The following is a 17,194-nucleotide window of genomic DNA, read 5'->3' as shown; positions in this document are numbered from 1 at the left end:
CCCAGGATGCATGACTGACAGCGAACGCAACGGCCCGGGCCTGAACGGGCCTGCCGTGATCGGCGGCGGCCCGGCCGGCCTCGCGGCGGCGGAGATTCTGGCCCGCGCCGGCCACGCCGTGACCCTCTACGACCGGATGCCGAGCGTGGGGCGCAAATTCCTCATCGCGGGACGCGGCGGGCTCAACCTCACGCATTCCGAGCCGCTGCCGGCCTTCCTGGCGCGCTACCAGCCGGCTGAGGACGCCCTCGCCGGGGCGATCGCGGCGTTTCCGCCGAGCGCCCTGCGCGCCTGGTGCGACGACCTCGGCCAGCCGACCTTCGTCGGGTCGAGCGGCCGCGTCTTTCCCGAGGCCTTCAAGGCCTCGCCGCTGCTCCGGGCCTGGCTCCAGCGCCTCGACGGGCTGGGCGTCCGCATCCGCACCCGTCACCGCTTCACCGGCTGGTCGGACGCGGGCGGCCCGGTCTTCGAAACCCCGGACGGACGGGTCGAGCCCGCGCACCGCCCGGTGCTCCTGGCTCTCGGCGGCGCGAGCTGGCCGCGCCTCGGCTCCGATGGGGCCTGGGTGCCCCTGCTCGAACGGGACGGCATCGCGGTGGCGCCCCTCAAGCCCGCCAATGTCGGGTTCACCGTGGCCTGGTCGCCGGTCTTCTCCGCGCGCTTCGCCGGCACGCCCCTGAAGCGGATCGCCCTCAGCCTCGACGGGATCCGCGTGCGGGGCGAGGCCGTGATCAGCGCCGACGGGATCGAGGGCGGGGCGATCTACGCCCTCGCACATCGAATCCGGGCCGCCACCGAACGCGGCGAGGCCCGGCTGGAGATCGATCTCCGGCCGGACGTGGAGGAGGCCGCGCTGGCACGGGCGCTCCGCGATCCGAAACCCGGGCTCTCCCTCGCCAACCGCCTGCGCAAGGCCGCGGCGCTGACGCCCGTGGGGATCGGCCTCCTGCGCGAGGCGGCCCACCCGCTGCCCGTGGCCGCCGAGGCCCTGGCGGCCCTGATCAAGGCGGTACCGCTCCGTCTCCTGGCGCCGCGCGGCCTCGACCGGGCGATCTCCACGGCGGGCGGGGTCCACTTCGGCGACGTCGATGCCGGCTTCATGCTCGTCCGGCGGCCCGGCACCTTCGTGGCCGGCGAGATGCTGGACTGGGAGGCCCCGACGGGGGGCTACCTCCTCCAGGGGGCCTTCGCCTCGGGCCGCGCGGCTGCGGCGGGCATGCTGGCCTGGATCGCGCGGGACGCCGCCCGAGGCGCGTGATTCGCCGTCTCACAAAAAGGCTCCCTCTCGGGGGAGAGGGAGCCTGATGGTCCGGCGCGGCCGTTCCGGGCCGCGCGCTGCCGGGTCTCAGCGGCAGTACACGTCGCCGTAGGCGTCGCGGTAGGTGCCGTAGGGGCAGCGCGGGGCGGTGGAGGCGCCGACGATGGCACCGCCGGCACCGCCGATGGCGGCACCCGCGAGCGCGCCGCCGGCGCGGCCGGTGGCGGCACCGCCGATGGCGGCACCCGCGAGGGCGCCGAGGCCGGCGCCGCCGAGGGCGCGGTCCTGCGGGGTGTTGCAGGCGCCGACCGAGAGGGCGAGAGCACCCGCGAGGGTGGCGGCGATGAGCTTCTTCATGGTTCCGAGACTCCCTTGTGCGTCGTCGTGACCCGGCCTTCGGCCGTGATGTTCGTGCCGCCCGAGCTTAAGCATTCCGCGCGAGAAATGCACGCGAAACGGCTCAGGTTCCGTCCCGCCTTTCCGTTTCGTCGAAAAACCCTCTAGTGATGCGCCGATCAGGGCCCATCCGGGCGGCGCCGTCCGCCCATCCCGCCGCGAGGACTCCATGCAGCGCGCCACCGCCATCGTCCGCAAGGTCGCCGTCCGCGCCGATGCGATCGTCGACACGATCGTGCTCGACCATGCCGCCCGGCAGGCCCCCCCGGACAGCCTGACCGGGGAAGGCGGGCTGAGCCTGACCCTCGCGCTCGCCAAGGCGGCGGCCTTCGAGGACGGCGATGCCCTGCGCCTGGAGGACGGGCGCCTCGTCGCGATCCGCGCCGCCGGCGAGCCGCTCCTCGAGGTCCGTGCCGAGAACCCGGCCCGGCTCCTGCGCCTCGCCTGGCAGCTCGGCGGCAGCCACGTGCCGGCCGAGATCGCCGCCGAGGTGCTCTACGTGCCCCGCAGCGCCGCCGAGTTGGTGCGCGGCCAGGGCTGCGCCGCCACGCCGGTCACCCGCGCCTTCAAGCCCGAGCGCGCCGCCCACGACCACAGCCAGTGCGGCCACGATCATCACGATCACGGGCACCACGCGCACGACCACGCGGATCACGATCACGGCCATACCCATGCGGGGCATGACCATGATCACGGCCATGATCACGCGCACACCCATTCCCATGGGCACGATCATGCCCACGCGCACGATCGTGCCAAAGACCCTGCCAAAGAGCACGGCGCGCACGGCCACGTGCACGGGCCGGACTGCAAGCACGACCACTGAGCGGAGCCGCCCCGCGTTGAAGCCGGCGGCGCGGACCGTTATGTCCGCCGGATGATCGCCCGCGACCTCCGCTTCTCCGTCGCCCCCATGATGGACTGGACCGACCGTTACTGTCGGGCCTTCCACCGCACCCTGTCGCGGCACGCCCGCCTCTACACCGAGATGGTGACCACCGGGGCGGTCATCCACGGCCCGCGCGACCGGCTGCTCGGCTTCGACGCGCTGGAGCACCCGGTGGCGGTGCAGCTCGGCGGCTCAGATCCGGCCGACCTCGCGCACGCCGCCCGCATCGCCGAGGATTTCGGCTACGACGAGGTCAACCTCAACGTCGGCTGCCCGTCCGACCGGGTTCAGGACGGGCGCTTCGGCGCCTGCCTGATGCGCGAGCCCGCCGTGGTGGCCGACTGCGTCGCCGCCATGAAGGCGGCCGTGTCGGTGCCGGTCACGGTGAAGTGCCGCATCGGCGTCGACGACCAGGACCCCGAGCGGGCCCTCGACGCCCTCGCGGACGCCGTGGTCGCGGCCGGCGTCGACGGCCTCGTGGTGCATGCCCGCAAGGCCTGGCTCCAGGGCCTGTCGCCCAAGGAGAACCGCGACGTGCCGCCCCTCGACTATCCGCGGGTGGCCCGGCTGAAGCGGGCCCATCCCACGCTGCCCATCGCCATCAACGGCGGCATCGCCACCCTCGCGGACGCGGTCGCCCGTCTGGCGGAGGTCGACGGCGTCATGATCGGCCGGGCCGCCTACAGCGACCCGGCGATCCTCCTCGACGTCGATCCGGTCCTGTTCGGCGAGCCCGCCCCGGCGGCCGACCCGTTCGCCGCGATCGCGGCCTTCGAGCCCGTCCTCGCCGGAATGCTGCAGGAGGGCGTGCGCCTGCACGCGGTGACCCGACACATGCTCGGCCTGTTCAACGGCCGCCCGGGCGCGCGCGCCTATCGCCGGCATCTCTCCACCTTCGGCCTCCAGCCCGAGGCCGGCCTCGCGACCCTGCGGGAGGCAGTGAATCGGGTCTCCCGCGGCGGTCAGGCTTCCGATCCGGCCATTCCGGACAGGGACGGGGCACAGGATGCCGCCTGAGCCTCCCCGTCCGGGCCTCTATAACTAGAAGCGGGCGTCTTCTTGTTTGCTGGCGCAATATTCAGGAAGTGCATTGCGATTGTTGCTGATATGGCACGCAAGATCACAGCTTAGATTGTGGCATCATTATGAACAATTTACGGCTGTAGTTTTCGGTATTTCAACCATCGATCCGACCAGCGGATTCGATGGGGCGAACGATGCGATTCCAATACAGTGTTTCGAGTGCGGCCATCATTCTCGCGGCATCGGGTATAGCCTCTGCGCAGGCACAGACCGCGACTATCACGCCGTCCAATGCCAATGTGCTGAACCTGCTCGCACCGTTCCTGTCCCTGAACGCCAGTGCGATTGGCCAGGCGACGCTGCAAGGCAACCTCTCGCAAGCCATCGCCATCAACAACCAGTCGACGCCGGACCAGCGCGCCCTCGCCATCAGCGGCAAGGCCCTCCCGGGCGGCACCCCCTTCCTCGGCTCGATCACCCTGGTCGACGGATCGGTGGTGAAGCTCGGACCGGCCGACAATCTGGCCGGCGGCCTCCCGCTCCAGGCCATCCAGAGCAATCCGGGAGTGCCGGGCACGATCAACCCGATCCAGCCGGTGGGTGGTTACGGCCCGGTGCTGGGTCCGCTCTATCAGCAGGGCATCCGCGCCAGCACGGACACGACGGGACCGCTGGCCCGGACTTTTGATTTCCTGAACCGGGCCTACAAGTTTACCAGCTCCGATCTGGGCGTCGCGAAGAACTACTTCGCCAACGGTGCGGCCAACAACCCGAGCGTGACGCCGGCCGGCTATGTCCCGGTTCCCGCCGTCGCGCCTGCCGGATACACGCTGCCCCGCTACAACGGGCTGCCCAACGCGACGACGAGCGTCCTCGATATCGCTGCCGGCGTGACCAACACGCAAGCCGGACAGGACGTCTACGGGAGTTCGCGCCCGGTCCAGGTCCGTCCGAAGGGCATCGACCCGTTCGATCCGACCTCGATCAATGGCCTGACCACCAACCCTTCGTTCCCCAGCGGCCACACCAATTACGGGATTACCGACTCGATTCTGCTCGGCATGCTGACGCCGTCGCTCTACCAGAGCATGCTCATGCGCGGCTCGGAATACGGCGACAGCCGCATCGTGCTCGGCGTCCATTATCCGCTCGACATCATCGGAAGTCGCGCCTTCTCGGCTTATAATCTCGCGCAGGCCTTCACCAACCCGGCCTATATCGACAATGCCGCCACCACCGGCACGGCCATCAACCTGACCTCGCTCTTCACCCAGGCCCAGGGCGAACTCCAGAGCTACCTGTCGGCCGGCTGCGGCGCCGCCGTCGCGACCTGCGCCACGAGCGCGGCCAACACGGGGGGCAACCCCTATCTCCCGTCCGCCGCCAATCAGGCCTTGTACCAGTCGCGCCTGACCTATGGTTTGCCGGTCCTCACCTTCGCCGAGGCGCCGCGCGAAGCCGCACCTGCCGGCGGGCCGGATGCCGCCATTCTGCTTGCGCCTCTGTATGGCGGTAGCAGCAGCGCGGCCGCGCAGATCGCGCCGAAAGGCGGCCTCTATGGCGCGCTCCAGGACAGCACGATCAATCAGATCATCGTCAACACCGAGACGAACGCGCTCAGCGCCTTCTACGGCATGCCGCTGAGCTACTGGGCGCGCATCGACCTCTACAGCGCCGCCGGCTACTTCCGGAACGTCGTCGGCACGCTGTCGATGGCCGCGAGCGACCGTGTCGCCACCGACGTCACCATCGGCCAGACCGGGGCCCTCTATGCCAACGGCACCATCGCGGGGACCGTCACGGTGGGCACGGGCGGTCTTCTCGGCGGCGCCGGCACGGTGGGCGGGCTCGTGGCCCAGTCCGGGGCCGTGGTGGCGCCGGGCAATTCCATCGGCACCCTGAACGTGGCCGGCAACGCCGCCTTCGCCGCCGGCACCACCCTCCGTGTCGAGGCCAACGCCGCCGGCCAGGCCGACCGCCTCGCCGTGGCGGGGACCGCGACGCTGTCGGGCGGCACCGTCCAGGTGCTGGCGGCCGACGGCGCCTACGATCCGCGCACCCGCTACACCGTCCTGACCGCCGGCGGCGGCGTGCAGGGCCAGTTCTCCGGCGTCACCGCCAACTTCGCCTTCCTGACGCCCACCCTGGGCTATGGCGCGAACGCGGTCGACCTGACCCTGACCCGCAACGACGTCGCCTTCTCCACCATCGCCCAGACCCGCAACCAGGGCAGCGTCGCCGACGCTATCCAGGCGGCCGGGGCGGGCGCCGCCCTCTACGGCCGCACCGTCGGGCTGAGCACGCCCGAGGCCCGCGCCGCCTTCGGGGCGCTTACCGGCGACATCCACGCCAGCGCGGCCGGCGCCCAGTTCGAGACCGCCTTCTTCGTGCGCGAAGCGATCCTCGACCGCCTGCGCTGGGGCGCAGGCGAGGCCGCCGACTACGGCGCCCTTCCGGCGACCTACACCGCCGACCTGCCGGGCCGGGCCGCCCCGGTGGTGCCCGTGCCCATGCGGGTACTCGATCCGCAGGTGTTCGGGCTCTGGGGTCAGGGCTTCGGCAGCTTCGGCCAGGCCCGCGGTGACGGCAACGCCGCGTCCCTGGCGCGCCAGACCTCCGGCTTCGTGCTCGGCGCCGATCTGCGCCTCGAAGCCGGCTTCCGCCTCGGGTTCACGGGCGGCTACACGCTGACCAGCCTCGACAGCGCCGGACGGCTCGCGTCCGGCACGATCGAGAGCGGCTTCGGCGGCGTCTATGGCGGCTTCGCGCGGGGGGCCTTCGCTCTGCGCCTCGGCGCGGTCTATGCCGACCAGGCGAGCCGCCTGCGCCGGGCGGTGACCTTCGCGGGCGTCTCCGACAGCGACACGGCCCGCATCGGCGGCTCCACCCTGCAGGGCTTCGGCGAAATCGGATACCGGATCGTGCTGGGTGCGGCGCCGGCGCTCGCGCTCCAGGCGTCCGCCCTGCAGCCGACCTACCTCGAGCCCTTCGTGGGCGGGGCCTACGTGTCGATCGGGCGCGACCGCTTCGCCGAGACCGGGGGGCTCGCCGCCCTGACGGGCGCGGCGCAGACCACCGAGGTGGCGACCTCCACGGTGGGCGTGCGCGGCCAGACCAGCCTGGACCTGGGCCTGGGCTCCGGGGCGCCGGTGTCCCTGCACGGTCTGATGGGCTATCGCCGGGCCTATGGCGACGTGGTGCCAAAGGCGCTCCTCGGCTTCGGCACCGGTCCGAGCTTCCTCGTGGCCGGCACGCCGATCGGCCGGGACGCGCTGGTGGCCGAGGCCGGCCTCGACGTGCGGGTGGACCGCGCCACCACCCTGGGCGTGGCCTATACCGGCCAGGTCGGCGAACGCGGCCAGGACCACGCGGTGAAGGGCAGCTTCACCTACCGGTTCTGAGACGCGACCGGCCGGGTCGGAGACGCGAAGACGCCGCCCGCCCCGTCGGCCGGGCGGCGTCTCCTTCGGCGAAGAACCTCAGCGGCCGCGCAGCACCAGCCGGTCCCCGCGGACCTCGAAGGAAGCGAGGCGGTCGAGGAAGCTCATGCCGAGGAGGTTTTCGCGCAGGGCTCCCGGCCGGCTCACCAGGGCCGGGACCCGCCGCGCGACGATACCCCCGACCCGGAGGCTGTCGAGGAAGGCCGGGGCCGCCACGGTGACGCCGTTGGCGGTGGAGACCCGGACGCTGAATTCGGACTCCGCCGGGCGGATGCCGAGGGCGGCCGCGCTCTCGGCGGTGAGCACCACGGAGCTGGCGCCGGTGTCGAACTGGAAGCCTTGGGGCTGGCCGTTCACCTCGGCCCGGACGTGGAAGTTGCCGTCGCTGCGCCGGGTGATCGTCACCGTGCCGTCCGACCCCGTCACCGCGCTGCCGGGGCGCAAGGCCCCGAGCATCCGGTCGCCGATGATCCGGGCGTCGTCGCGGTAGGCGTAGCCGGCCACCAGGGCGGCCCCGAGGGCGCCCCAGAGCAGCAGGGCCGTCAGGTTCGCGCTCACGCGGCCCCGGAACTGGTGCCAGAATCCCGCCGCCACCACGGCGAGGAGGCCGGCGCTCATGGCGAGCTGGGCAAACTGGTCCGGCTCCATCCCGGCGATGCGCTGGGTGTCATCGGACAGGAGCAGCACCGCCAGGGCGCCGCCCAGGATGAGCAGTCCGACCAGGATCATGACGCCGCCGGGGCCGGGGCCCGGGTCGGGAAGGCGTTCCGCAGGCGTGCGTCGAGCGTGGCCATCACCGCCCGGCGCTGGGGCTCCGACATCGAGCCCCAGAGGGCGATCTCGTCGCGGGTCCGGCCGCAGCCCTCGCACAGGCCGGTGGCCGCATCGAGGAGGCAGAGCTTCGTGCAGGGGCTGGAGGGTTTGGGGCGGAGCTGGGTCATCGCCCCTGTCCATGCCAGGGCCATGGCGTCCGGATCAAGTCCGGCCGCGGATCAGGCGGGGACCGCCGCCAGGAGACCGATGAGGGCGGCGATCTCGGCCGCCTGCTGGGCGGCACCGACCACGTCGCCGCTCTGCCCGCCGATCATCCGTCGCGCCAGGGCGGTGACCGCGAGGGACGCGCCGAGGCCGAGGCCGAGCATCAGGACGAGGCCGGGCACTGGAAGGCCGAGGACCAGGGCCACCAGGGCGACGAGGAGGGTGAGGGCCCCGGCGGTGGCCAGGGTCCGCCGGCTCGGACGTCCCACGGCGGCGCCGGCGCCGTCCGCACGGGCGGGCGGCAGCAGGGCGAGGGGCGCCAGGGCGGCGCTTCGCGAGAGCGCGGCGGCCAGCAGCAGGGCCGGCGCCGCCAGGAGCTCGACCCGGTCGAGGAGCGTCGCCAGGGCGCCGATCCGCAGGGCCAGGGACAGCATCAGGGCGACGCCGCCATAGGCGCCGATGCGGCTGTCGCGCATGATCTCCAGGCGCCGGGCGGGCGTGGTCCCGCCGCCGAATCCGTCGGCGACGTCGGCGAGGCCGTCCTCGTGCAGGGCCCCCGTCACCAGGACGCCCGCCGTCACCGCGAGGGCGGCGGCGAGGAAGGGCCCGAGGCCGAGGCCCCAGGCGGCGAGCAGCACCCCGGCTCCGGGCAGGCCGAGGAGGAAGCCCGCCAGGGGCAGCATCCGGGGGAGGGTGCGGAAGTCCGGGACCGCGTGCGGGTCGCCCTCGCCGGGCAGCGCCGGCACGGGCAGGCGGGAGTAGAAGCGCAGGCAGCCCGCCAGGTCGTAGGCCAGGCGGGCCCCCGGAAAGGCGGGTTCGGCCTCCTCGTTCATCGCGACCCTGCCTCGCCTTCACCACCCGTGCCCGGAGCGTTATAGCTCCCGCGACGGGCGGCCCGCCATCCTGGCACCGGGGCCGGCCACCGGAATCGCTCCATGACCTCCGAGACGACCGCCCCCGAGAGCCCCTTCGGCGACATCCGCCGCCTCGTCGAATCCCTGCCGGGGCCGGACCGGGACGCGGTGGCGATGGTGGCCGAGCGCGACGCCACCCTGACCAAGCCCGCCGGCTCCCTGGGGCGCCTGGAACATCTCGTCTCCTGGCTCGCCGCCTGGCAGGGCAAGGGCCAGCCGAGCCTCGACCGTCCCCTCGTCTGCGTCTTCGCCGGCAGCCACGGCGTCACCGCCCGGGGCGTCTCGGCCTTCCCGGATGCGGTGAACCGCCAGATGCTCGACAACTTCGCGGCCGGCGGCGGGGCGATCAACCAGATCTGCGCCGCCTACGGCCTCGGCTTCAAGGTGTTCGACCTCGCCATCGACATGCCCACGGGCGACATCACGGTCGGGCCGGCCTTCGACGAGAAGGCCTGCGTCGCCACCATGGCGTTCGGGATGGAGGCGGTGGCCGCCGGGACCGATTGCCTGGCGCTGGGCGAGATGGGCATCGGCAACACCACCGTGGCGGCGGCGATTTACGCGGCCGTCTACGGGGGAGAGGCCGCCCATTGGGTCGGGCGCGGAACCGGCGTCGACGCGGCGGGGCTCGCCCGCAAGGTCGCGGCCGTGGAGGCGGCCCTCGCCCAGCATGCCGGCCACCTCGACGATCCCCTGGAGATCCTGGCGCGCCTCGGCGGCCGCGAGATCGCCGCCATGGCGGGGGCGATCCTGGCGGCCCGCCTGCAGCGGGTGCCGGTGGTGCTCGACGGCTATGTGGCGACCGCCGCCGCCGCGCTCCTGCACCGGCTCGACCCGACGCTCCTCGACCACTGCCTCGCCGGGCACGTCTCGGCGGAGGGGGCCCATGCGGACGTGCTGGAGCGCCTGGGCCTCGTGCCGCTGCTGGCCCTCGGGATGCGCCTCGGCGAGGCCTCCGGCGCGGCCCTGGCCCTGGGCCTCCTCAAGGGCGCGCTCGCCTGCCACCGGGACATGGCGACCTTCGCCCAGGCCGGGGTCTCGGAGCGCAGCGCGGGCTGACGCCCTCAGGCGGCCCGGGCACGCTTCTCGGCGGGGGCGGCCTGGGATTCCCCCGGCACTTCCAGCGCCGGCAGGGTCTCCATCACGCGGCTCGCGGGGAAGATCACCACGACCTCGGTGCCCTCGCGCGGCTTCGACTTCAGCTGGAAGTTGCCGCCGTGCAGGTCGACGAGGCCCTTCACGATGGGCAGGCCGAGACCCGAGCCCTGCTCGGCCGTCTTGATCGCCAGCGACCCGCGTCCGAAGGACGACATCACGGTGCCGATCTCGTCCTCGGGGATGCCGGGGCCGCTGTCCTTCACGCTGACGTACTGGCCCCCGGACGAGGTCCAGCCGACCTTGATGGTGATCTCGCCCCCCGGCGGCGTGAACTTCACCGCGTTCGACAGGAGATTCAGCACGATCTGGCGCAGGGCCCGTTCGTCGGCCCAGAGCCGGGGCAGGCTGCCGTCGATGAACTCGTGGACGACCTGGTTCTTGCCGCGGGCGCGCAGGCCCATCATGTGGCGGCACTCCTCCACGGCGTGGCCGAGCTGAACCGCCTCCTCGTTGAGCTCGTAGCGCCCGGCCTCGATGCGCGAGAGGTCGAGGATCTCGTTGATCAGGTTGAGGAGGTGCATCCCGCTGTCGTGGATGTCGGAGGCGTATTCCTTGTACGAAGGCGCGACGTGGACGCCGAACACCTCGTTCTTCATCACCTCGGAGAAGCCCAGGATGGCGTTGAGCGGCGTGCGCAGCTCGTGGCTCATGGTGGCCAGGAAGCGGGACTTGGCGAGGTTGGCCTCCTCGGCGCGGCGGCGGGCCTCGTCGGAATTGGCCTTGGCCTGCTCGAGCTCGCCGAAGATCGAATCCTTCTCCGCCTGGGATTGCAGCGCCTCCACCGTGGAGGCGTAGACGCGGCGCCCGAGGCCGAGGAAGAACAGCTGCGCGCCGACCACCATGGTGACCAGCATCATCGTGTTCATGTCCTGGGACACCGCCAGGAGCGAGAGGGCGGCGATGCACAGGGGCACCAGGGCGGCCCCGGCGGCGGCCGGCAGGGTCGCGGCCAGCATCGTCGCCATGGCGGCCACGATGACGAGGCCGAACAGCACGAAGGTCCGCGCCCCGGAGGCGCCGACCAGCACCATCATCGCCCAGGCCGTGCTCTGGAGGAACTCCGCGGCCATGAAGGTGCGGCGCCAGCTCCGCACCGAGACGAGGTCCGGGTCCTGGGCCAGGAAGCGGCGCGTGAGCAGCTTGGAGACCGTCACCGTCGCCAGGAGGCACAGCCCCCAGCCCGCCGCGAGGGCCGGCGGGGTCCAGACCGCCGCGATCCCCGCCACCGCGAGGCCGAGCAGCGCCAGGGGGATGACCGCGCCCGATCGGTACTGCGCGTAGACCCGGATCAGCTCGTAGTCGAAGGCACGTTCCAGCCCGCTCGTCGAGGTGAGCTTCTCCCGCGCCGATCGCATGTCGCGCGCCACCTCGCGTCGACGGGCCGCCTCCTGGGCGGAGGGGCCGCGGCCGCGCTGAATCATCTCGGCAGTCAGGTCGGTCATCACCGTCGCGAGGAGTCGGAGGGGGCGTCGCGGTCGAGATCGGGACCGCGGAGAGGCCGGGATACAACCGCTCGGAACCTGCGCCGGATATGTTAAGAAGCGCCTGCCGGAACCGGGCGGATTGTCGGAATCCGCATCACGGCGGCGGCCTGTGAACAGGATTCCGGCAAGGATTTCAGGGGCGCTTGGCCACGGTGCGGCGATGGAATGCGGTCTGCCGGGGTGTGCTGCCGCACATGGTTACGATCAAGCAACGCTTAGCCTCGTTCCAAACTGCAATCGGGAGGCCGAGATGCTGAAACTCACCGTCAACGGGGTCTCCCACGAGGTCGATGCCGACCCGGAGATGCCGCTCCTCTGGGCGCTGCGCGACCACCTCAACCAGACCGGCACCAAGTACGGCTGCGGCATCGCCCAGTGCGGCGCCTGCACGGTCCATCTCGACGGCCAGCCCGTCCGCGCCTGCCAGACCCGCATCGGCGATGTGGGGGCGGCCCAGATCACCACCATCGAGGGCGTCTCCGGCAAGGTCGCCGAAGCGGTGCGCACCGCCTGGCGCGGCCTCGACGTGGTCCAGTGCGGCTACTGCCAGTCCGGCCAGATCATGTCGGCGATCGGCCTCCTGTCCGGGAACCCGAAGCCCACCGATGCCGACATCGACGGGGCCATGGACGGCAACGTCTGCCGCTGCGGCACCTACCAGCGCATCCGCGCGGCGATCCACGAGGCGGCGCGAACCCTCGCCTGAGCCTCAGGCCCGCCGCGACCCCGAATTCCCGATCTTTCCGACTCTCGCGTCTGAACTGGAGCCCCCCATGCTGAAGGTCCGTCAGGCCGCCCCGCCCGTGCCGTCCCGCCGCGCCTTCCTGGGCGGCGCCACCGTGGCCGCCGGGGCCCTCGTCATCGGCTTCACCCTCGACCCGGCGAAGTTCGCCCAGGCCGCCCCCGGCCCCGACCTCTCGGCCCTGCCGCCGATGCCGAACGCCTTCGTGCGGATCGCCGCCGACGACACCGTGACGGTGGTGATCAAGCACCTCGACATGGGCCAGGGCAACACCACCGGCCTCGCCACCATCCTGGCCGACGAGCTCGATGCGGACTGGGCCACCATCCGCACCACCTTCGCGCCGGCCGACGCCACGCTCTACAACAACTTCGCCTTCGGCCCCGTCCAGGGCACCGGCGGCTCCACCGCCATCGCCAATTCCTGGGTCCAGCTGCGCAAGGCGGGGGCGGCCGCCCGCGCCATGCTGGTGGCGGCGGCCGCCGAGCGCTGGACGGTCCCGGCCTCCGAGATCACGGTCGAATCCGGCACGGTGCGCCACGCGGCCTCGAACCGGCAGGCCCGGTTCGGCGAACTCGCGGAAGCCGCCGCGGCCCAGCCGGTGCCGAAGGAACCGCGCCTCAAGGAGGCGAGCCAGTTCACCCTCATCGGCAAGAAGGTGCCGCGGACCGATTCTGTGGCCAAGACCGACGGCACGGCGATCTACTCCCTCGACATCCGCCGCCCCGGGCAGCTGACCGCGGTGGTGGCCCATGCGCCCCGCTTCGGCGGCACCGTGAAGACCGTCGACGACAAGGCCGCCCGCGCGGTGGCGGGCGTGGTCGACGTGCTCACGATCCCTACCGGCGTCGCGGTGCTGGCGCGTGACACCTGGTCGGCTATGAAGGGCCGCGAGGCGCTCAAGATCACCTGGGACGACAGCGCGGCCGAGACCCGCTCGTCCGACGCGATCCTGGCTGATCACCGCAAGCGCCTGGAGACGCCCGGCCTCGTCGCCTCGAAGAAGGGCGACGCCGCCGGCGCGATCGCCGGCTCGGCCAAGGTGCTGGAGGCCGAGTTCACCTTCCCCTACCTCGCCCACGCAGCGATGGAGCCCCTGAACGCCACCATCGAGAAGGCCTCGGACGGCACCTACGACGTCTTCGCCGGCTGCCAGCTCCAGACGATCGAGCAGGCCGTGGTGGCGGCCACGCTCGGGGTGACCACCGACAAGGTCCGGCTGCACACGCAATGGGCCGGCGGCTCCTTCGGCCGGCGCGCGACCCCGGGCGCCGACTACTTCGCCGAGACCGCCTCCATCGTCCGCGCCACCGGCGGCAAGGCTCCCGTCCACCTCGTCTGGACCCGCGAGGACGACATGGCCGGCGGCTTCTACCGGCCGATGGTGGTCCACCGCCTCCGCGCCGGCCTCGACGCCAAGGGCGGGATCACGGGCTGGGAGCACCGGACCATCGGCAAGTCGATCATGATCGGCACCGCCTTCGAGACCATGATCGTGAAGGACGGCGTCGACGCGACCACGGTGGAGGGCGCCTCGGACACCCCCTACGCGCTGCCCGCCTACCGCTTCGAGGTCCACAACGCCCGCGAGGGCGTGCCGGTGCTGTGGTGGCGCTCGGTGGGCCACACCCACACCGCCCAGGCGATGGAGGTGTTCATCGACGAGCTCGCCCACGCGGCCGGCGCCGATCCCGTCGCCTACCGCCTCGGGCTGCTGGGGGGCGCGCCGCGCCTCTCCGCCACCCTGAAGCTCGCCGCCGAGAAGGCCGGCTGGGATCCGAAGAAGGGCGCCGACAAGAATCGAGACAAGAATCGCGGCCTCGGCGTCGCGGCGCACGAATCCTTCGGCTCCTACGTGGCCATGGTGGCGGACGTGACGGCCGAGGACGCCAAGGTGAAGGTGAACCGCATCGTGGCGGCGGTGGATGTCGGCATCGCGGTCAACCCGGACGTGATCCGCGCCCAGGTCGAGGGCGCCGTGGGCTTCGCCCTGTCCTCGGTCCTGCGCAACAAGATCACGCTCAAGGACGGCGTGGTGCAGGAGAAGAACTTCGACGCCTACGAGCCGACCCGGATGAGCGAGATGCCGGTGGTCGAGGTCCACATCGTGCCCTCCACCGCCGCGCCCACCGGCATCGGCGAGCCCGGCGTGCCCGTCATCGCCCCGGCGATCTCGAACGCGATCTTCGCCGCCACCGGCCAGCGCCTGCGCTCGCTGCCCCTCGACCTCAGCGGCCTGAAGGGGGCCTGAGCCGGCGCGACGACACGGGCCCTCGCCCGCGGCTCCGGCGCCGCCTATCTCGGAGGGCATCATGCTCTCCGAGATCAAGCCCATCGAGACGCCCTTCGACGCCACCGTGGCGCGCCTGCGCGCCTGCCGGATCTGCCGGGATGCGCCGCGCTACGGCGCGCCCCTGCCGCAGGAGCCGCGCCCCATCGTCCAGGGCCTGGCCTCGGCCCGGCTCTGCGTCGCGAGCCAGGCGCCCGGCAACCGGGCCGACAAGAGCGGCATCCCCTTCATGGATCCCTCGGGCACCCGCCTGCGGGACTGGCTCGGCCTCGACGAGGCGGCCTTCTACGACGCGCGCCGCCTTGCCATCGTACCCATGGGGGCCTGCTTTCCCGGCTACGACGCGAAGGGGGGCGACAAACCCCCGCGCCGGGAATGCGCCGAGCGCTGGCGGGACGAGCTGTTCGCCGGCCTGCCGAACCTCGAACTCATCCTGGTGATCGGGCAATACGCGCAGGCTTGGCATCTCGGCCGCTCCAAGGCCGGGCTCACCGACACGGTCCGGCGCTGGCGCGAGATCCTGGCGAGCCCCGGCACGCCGCGGGTTCTGCCGCTGCCCCATCCCTCCTGGCGCAACAGCGGCTGGCTCAAGGCCAATCCCTGGTACGAGGCCGAGCTGCTGCCGGTCCTGAAGGCCGAGGTGGCGCGGGCGATGGCGCCCCGTTGACGGCGTTCCCCCCGGCGGGATCGCCCGTTGACAGGAACGGCCCTGCGCGGGATCGCTCGCGGCGAAACTGGAGAGCCCCATGACCGCATTGCTGGACCCGCGCGACCGCCTGATCGTCGCCCTCGACGTGGGCACCGTGGACGAGGCCGAACGTCTGGTCGACCGGATCGGTGATGCGGCGACCTTCTACAAGATCGGCTACCGGTTGGCCTATGCGGGCGGGCTCGCCCTGGTGCCGCGCCTGGCCGCCGCCGGCCACAAGGTCTTCCTCGACCTCAAGCTCCATGACATCGGCAACACCGTGGAGGAGGGGGTCCGGGCCCTCACCGACCTCGGCGCCACCTTCCTCACCGTCCACGCCTATCCGCAGACCATGCGGGCGGCGATCCGGGGCCGGGGTGCGAACGGCCCCCGGATCCTCGCCGTCACGGTGCTGACCTCCTACGACGACGCCGATGCGGTGGAGGCGGGCTATGCCCTGCCGGTGGCGGACCTCGTGGCCCGGCGCGCCGGCCAGGCGGCGGAGGCCGGGATCGACGGCATCGTCTGCAGCGCCGCCGAGGCCCCGGCGGTGCGCGCCCGGATCGGGGCGGACCGCGCCATCGTCACCCCCGGCATCCGGCCGGCGGGCGCCGAGGCGGGCGACCAGAAGCGCGTCATGACGCCCGGCGGGGCGCGCCGGATCGGGATCGATCACGTCGTGGTGGGGCGTCCCATCACCCAGGCGGCGGACCCCCGCGCGGTGGCGCAGGGCATCGTCGCGGAGATGCGATAGGGGTTCAGCTCCTGGCGCGCAGGCTTCCCAGCAGGAAGGCGATCATCGCGTCGAGGGGCGGGGCACCCGCGTCCGGGTAATGGCTGACCAGGGCGGGATGGCAGTAGCGGATGACGGCGGTATGGATGCAGGCCGCCGCGGTCGACGGATCGGCGACGTCGAACTCGCCGGCCGCCACACCCGCCTGGACGAGTTCGCGCAGGACCGAGCCGATCTGGTCCACATGGGCGCGGCAGACGTCCCAGCTCTCGGTGATGGCCGCTTCCACCATCTCGTGGAGGCGCGGGTTCGCTTCGCAACGCTCGACGCAGGCCTGGTGCATGACCGTGACGACCCCGGCGATCCGCGCGGCGGCGGTCCGGTCCGGCGCGGCGGCGGCCTGGGCCACCCGCTGCTCCGTGTCGTCCATCAGGCGCTTGATGACGGCCTCGTGGATCGCCTTCTTCGACTCGAAGAAGCGGTACACGTTGGCCGGGCTCATCCGCAGCGTCTTGGCGATGTCGGCGACGGTGGTCTTCTGGTAGCCGACGAGCCGGAACGCCTCTTCCGCCGTCGCGAGAATGCGGCAGCGCGTGGTGGGGGCCGCTTCGTCGGGGATGTCGCGGACGAGGGCCGCTGTACGGGTCATGGCGTTTAACTAGGCTGTTGCCACGCTGGCGTCAAAAACACGCCGCGCCCTACCGTCCCTCGCCGATGGCCTGCCGACGCACGACGCGGCCCGGCACCGCGCGGCGCCGGACAGTTTCGGGCTGGAACCGGATCGGAACGGATCAGGATCCGAACTGCGAGCCCAGCTGTTCCAGGTACTCGGCCAGATCGACGCCGCCGATCCGCTTGCCGTAGTCGAAGCGCATGCCCTGGCGGATGTCGACGCTGCTGCTCTTGGTCGTCAACGTGAAGGGCTTCACGCAGACCCAGGCGCCGTCGCGCCGATGTTCGAAGAAATTCAAGATCTCATGCTTGGCCATGAGGGCCTCCCCGGCTGTCTCATCAGACAACGGGCCGGCACGGGAACGGTTGCGCTCCCGGTTAACGAAGTTCGAGCTTGACCGTTAGCTTTGGGCGTCCCCGCGCCGCACTGTCCGATGGTGCGCCGCAGCTATCCTGGTCTTGCGGAGATTGCCGCCGGGTCCGTGGCCGCGGGGGGGATGGCCTCCCGGCGTCACGGAGCCCGGGCGCT

The 17,194-nt window shown here is 72.2% G+C and carries 16 protein-coding genes; 9 read left to right on the top strand and 7 right to left on the bottom strand.

Translation table 11 applies throughout. The features are described from left to right. Positions 1–10 precede the first annotated feature (10 nt). Positions 11–1,258, top strand: a complete 1,248-nt coding sequence (locus tag AC6EUL_RS09835; RefSeq protein WP_499869967.1) for a TIGR03862 family flavoprotein — start codon at positions 11–13, stop codon at positions 1,256–1,258. Between the two features lie 87 nt (positions 1,259–1,345). Here AC6EUL_RS09835 and AC6EUL_RS09830 read toward each other — a convergent pair whose 3' ends face one another. Next, on the bottom strand, positions 1,346–1,615 hold the full coding sequence (locus tag AC6EUL_RS09830) for a YMGG-like glycine zipper-containing protein (RefSeq protein WP_056212224.1): 270 nt from the start codon (positions 1,613–1,615) through the stop codon (positions 1,346–1,348). A gap of 208 nt (positions 1,616–1,823) precedes the next feature. Between AC6EUL_RS09830 and AC6EUL_RS09825 the strand changes: the two genes are divergently transcribed. The 3 genes from AC6EUL_RS09825 (at position 1,824) to AC6EUL_RS09815 (ending at position 6,967) form a co-directional block, all read left to right on the top strand. After that, positions 1,824–2,480, top strand: coding sequence for an urease accessory protein UreE (locus tag AC6EUL_RS09825; protein WP_056354851.1), 657 nt, complete (start codon positions 1,824–1,826; stop codon positions 2,478–2,480). A gap of 51 nt (positions 2,481–2,531) precedes the next feature. Next, on the top strand, positions 2,532–3,560 hold the full coding sequence (gene dusA, locus AC6EUL_RS09820) for a tRNA dihydrouridine(20/20a) synthase DusA (protein ID WP_082513851.1): 1,029 nt from the start codon (positions 2,532–2,534) through the stop codon (positions 3,558–3,560). A gap of 305 nt (positions 3,561–3,865) precedes the next feature. Continuing rightward, positions 3,866–6,967, top strand: a complete 3,102-nt coding sequence (locus AC6EUL_RS09815; RefSeq protein WP_499869966.1) for an autotransporter family protein — start codon at positions 3,866–3,868, stop codon at positions 6,965–6,967. Positions 6,968–7,045: 78 nt separating this feature from the next. On the opposite strand, the gene AC6EUL_RS09810 is transcribed toward AC6EUL_RS09815, so the two are convergent. Genes AC6EUL_RS09810 through cobS form a run of 3 tightly spaced genes read right to left on the bottom strand, consistent with a single transcriptional unit; the run spans position 7,046 to position 8,817 of the window. Next, positions 7,046–7,735 carry a retropepsin-like aspartic protease family protein gene (locus AC6EUL_RS09810; RefSeq protein ID WP_499869965.1) on the bottom strand — a complete coding sequence of 230 codons (690 nt, stop codon included), beginning with the start codon at positions 7,733–7,735 and terminating at the stop codon, positions 7,046–7,048. Next, positions 7,732–7,947: a DUF1289 domain-containing protein gene (locus AC6EUL_RS09805; protein ID WP_056212216.1), complete on the bottom strand. Its 216-nt coding sequence runs from the start codon at positions 7,945–7,947 to the stop codon at positions 7,732–7,734. The genes AC6EUL_RS09810 and AC6EUL_RS09805 overlap by 4 nt, the downstream gene beginning before the upstream one ends. Positions 7,948–7,998: 51 nt before the next feature. Next, on the bottom strand, positions 7,999–8,817 hold the full coding sequence (gene cobS / locus AC6EUL_RS09800) for an adenosylcobinamide-GDP ribazoletransferase (protein ID WP_056212214.1): 819 nt from the start codon (positions 8,815–8,817) through the stop codon (positions 7,999–8,001). A 102-nt stretch (positions 8,818–8,919) separates the two neighbouring features. Between cobS and cobT the strand changes: the two genes are divergently transcribed. After that, positions 8,920–9,957 (top strand): nicotinate-nucleotide--dimethylbenzimidazole phosphoribosyltransferase, encoded by a 1,038-nt coding sequence (gene cobT / locus AC6EUL_RS09795; RefSeq protein WP_499869964.1) that lies wholly within the window; start codon positions 8,920–8,922, stop codon positions 9,955–9,957. A gap of 5 nt (positions 9,958–9,962) precedes the next feature. Here cobT and AC6EUL_RS09790 read toward each other — a convergent pair whose 3' ends face one another. Further along, complete coding sequence (locus AC6EUL_RS09790; RefSeq protein ID WP_056278104.1) at positions 9,963–11,498, bottom strand: sensor histidine kinase; 1,536 nt, start codon at positions 11,496–11,498, stop codon at positions 9,963–9,965. Positions 11,499–11,790: 292 nt separating this feature from the next. Here AC6EUL_RS09790 and AC6EUL_RS09785 point away from each other — a divergent pair, with 292 nt between their 5' ends. The 4 genes from AC6EUL_RS09785 (at position 11,791) to pyrF (ending at position 16,014) form a co-directional block, all read left to right on the top strand. Beyond that, positions 11,791–12,246 carry a (2Fe-2S)-binding protein gene (locus AC6EUL_RS09785; protein ID WP_056212209.1) on the top strand — a complete coding sequence of 152 codons (456 nt, stop codon included), beginning with the start codon at positions 11,791–11,793 and terminating at the stop codon, positions 12,244–12,246. 67 nt (positions 12,247–12,313) lie between these two features. Further along, positions 12,314–14,533, top strand: a complete 2,220-nt coding sequence (locus AC6EUL_RS09780) for a xanthine dehydrogenase family protein molybdopterin-binding subunit (RefSeq protein WP_499869963.1) — start codon at positions 12,314–12,316, stop codon at positions 14,531–14,533. A 61-nt stretch (positions 14,534–14,594) separates the two neighbouring features. Continuing rightward, positions 14,595–15,239, top strand: a complete 645-nt coding sequence (locus AC6EUL_RS09775; RefSeq protein ID WP_499869962.1) for a uracil-DNA glycosylase family protein — start codon at positions 14,595–14,597, stop codon at positions 15,237–15,239. Positions 15,240–15,318: 79 nt separating this feature from the next. Then, on the top strand, positions 15,319–16,014 hold the full coding sequence (pyrF, locus tag AC6EUL_RS09770) for an orotidine-5'-phosphate decarboxylase (protein WP_056278119.1): 696 nt from the start codon (positions 15,319–15,321) through the stop codon (positions 16,012–16,014). Between the two features lie 4 nt (positions 16,015–16,018). Here pyrF and AC6EUL_RS09765 read toward each other — a convergent pair whose 3' ends face one another. Continuing rightward, on the bottom strand, positions 16,019–16,642 hold the full coding sequence (locus tag AC6EUL_RS09765; RefSeq protein WP_056379065.1) for a TetR/AcrR family transcriptional regulator: 624 nt from the start codon (positions 16,640–16,642) through the stop codon (positions 16,019–16,021). Between the two features lie 142 nt (positions 16,643–16,784). After that, positions 16,785–16,982 (bottom strand): hypothetical protein, encoded by a 198-nt coding sequence (locus tag AC6EUL_RS09760; protein WP_055956893.1) that lies wholly within the window; start codon positions 16,980–16,982, stop codon positions 16,785–16,787. Between the last annotated feature and the right edge of the window lie 212 nt (positions 16,983–17,194).

The sequence above is a fragment of the Methylobacterium sp. 001424705 genome (assembly GCF_059816145.1).
The sequence above is the reverse complement of the archived record's forward strand: the minus strand, read 5'-3'. Positions and strand labels throughout refer to the sequence as shown.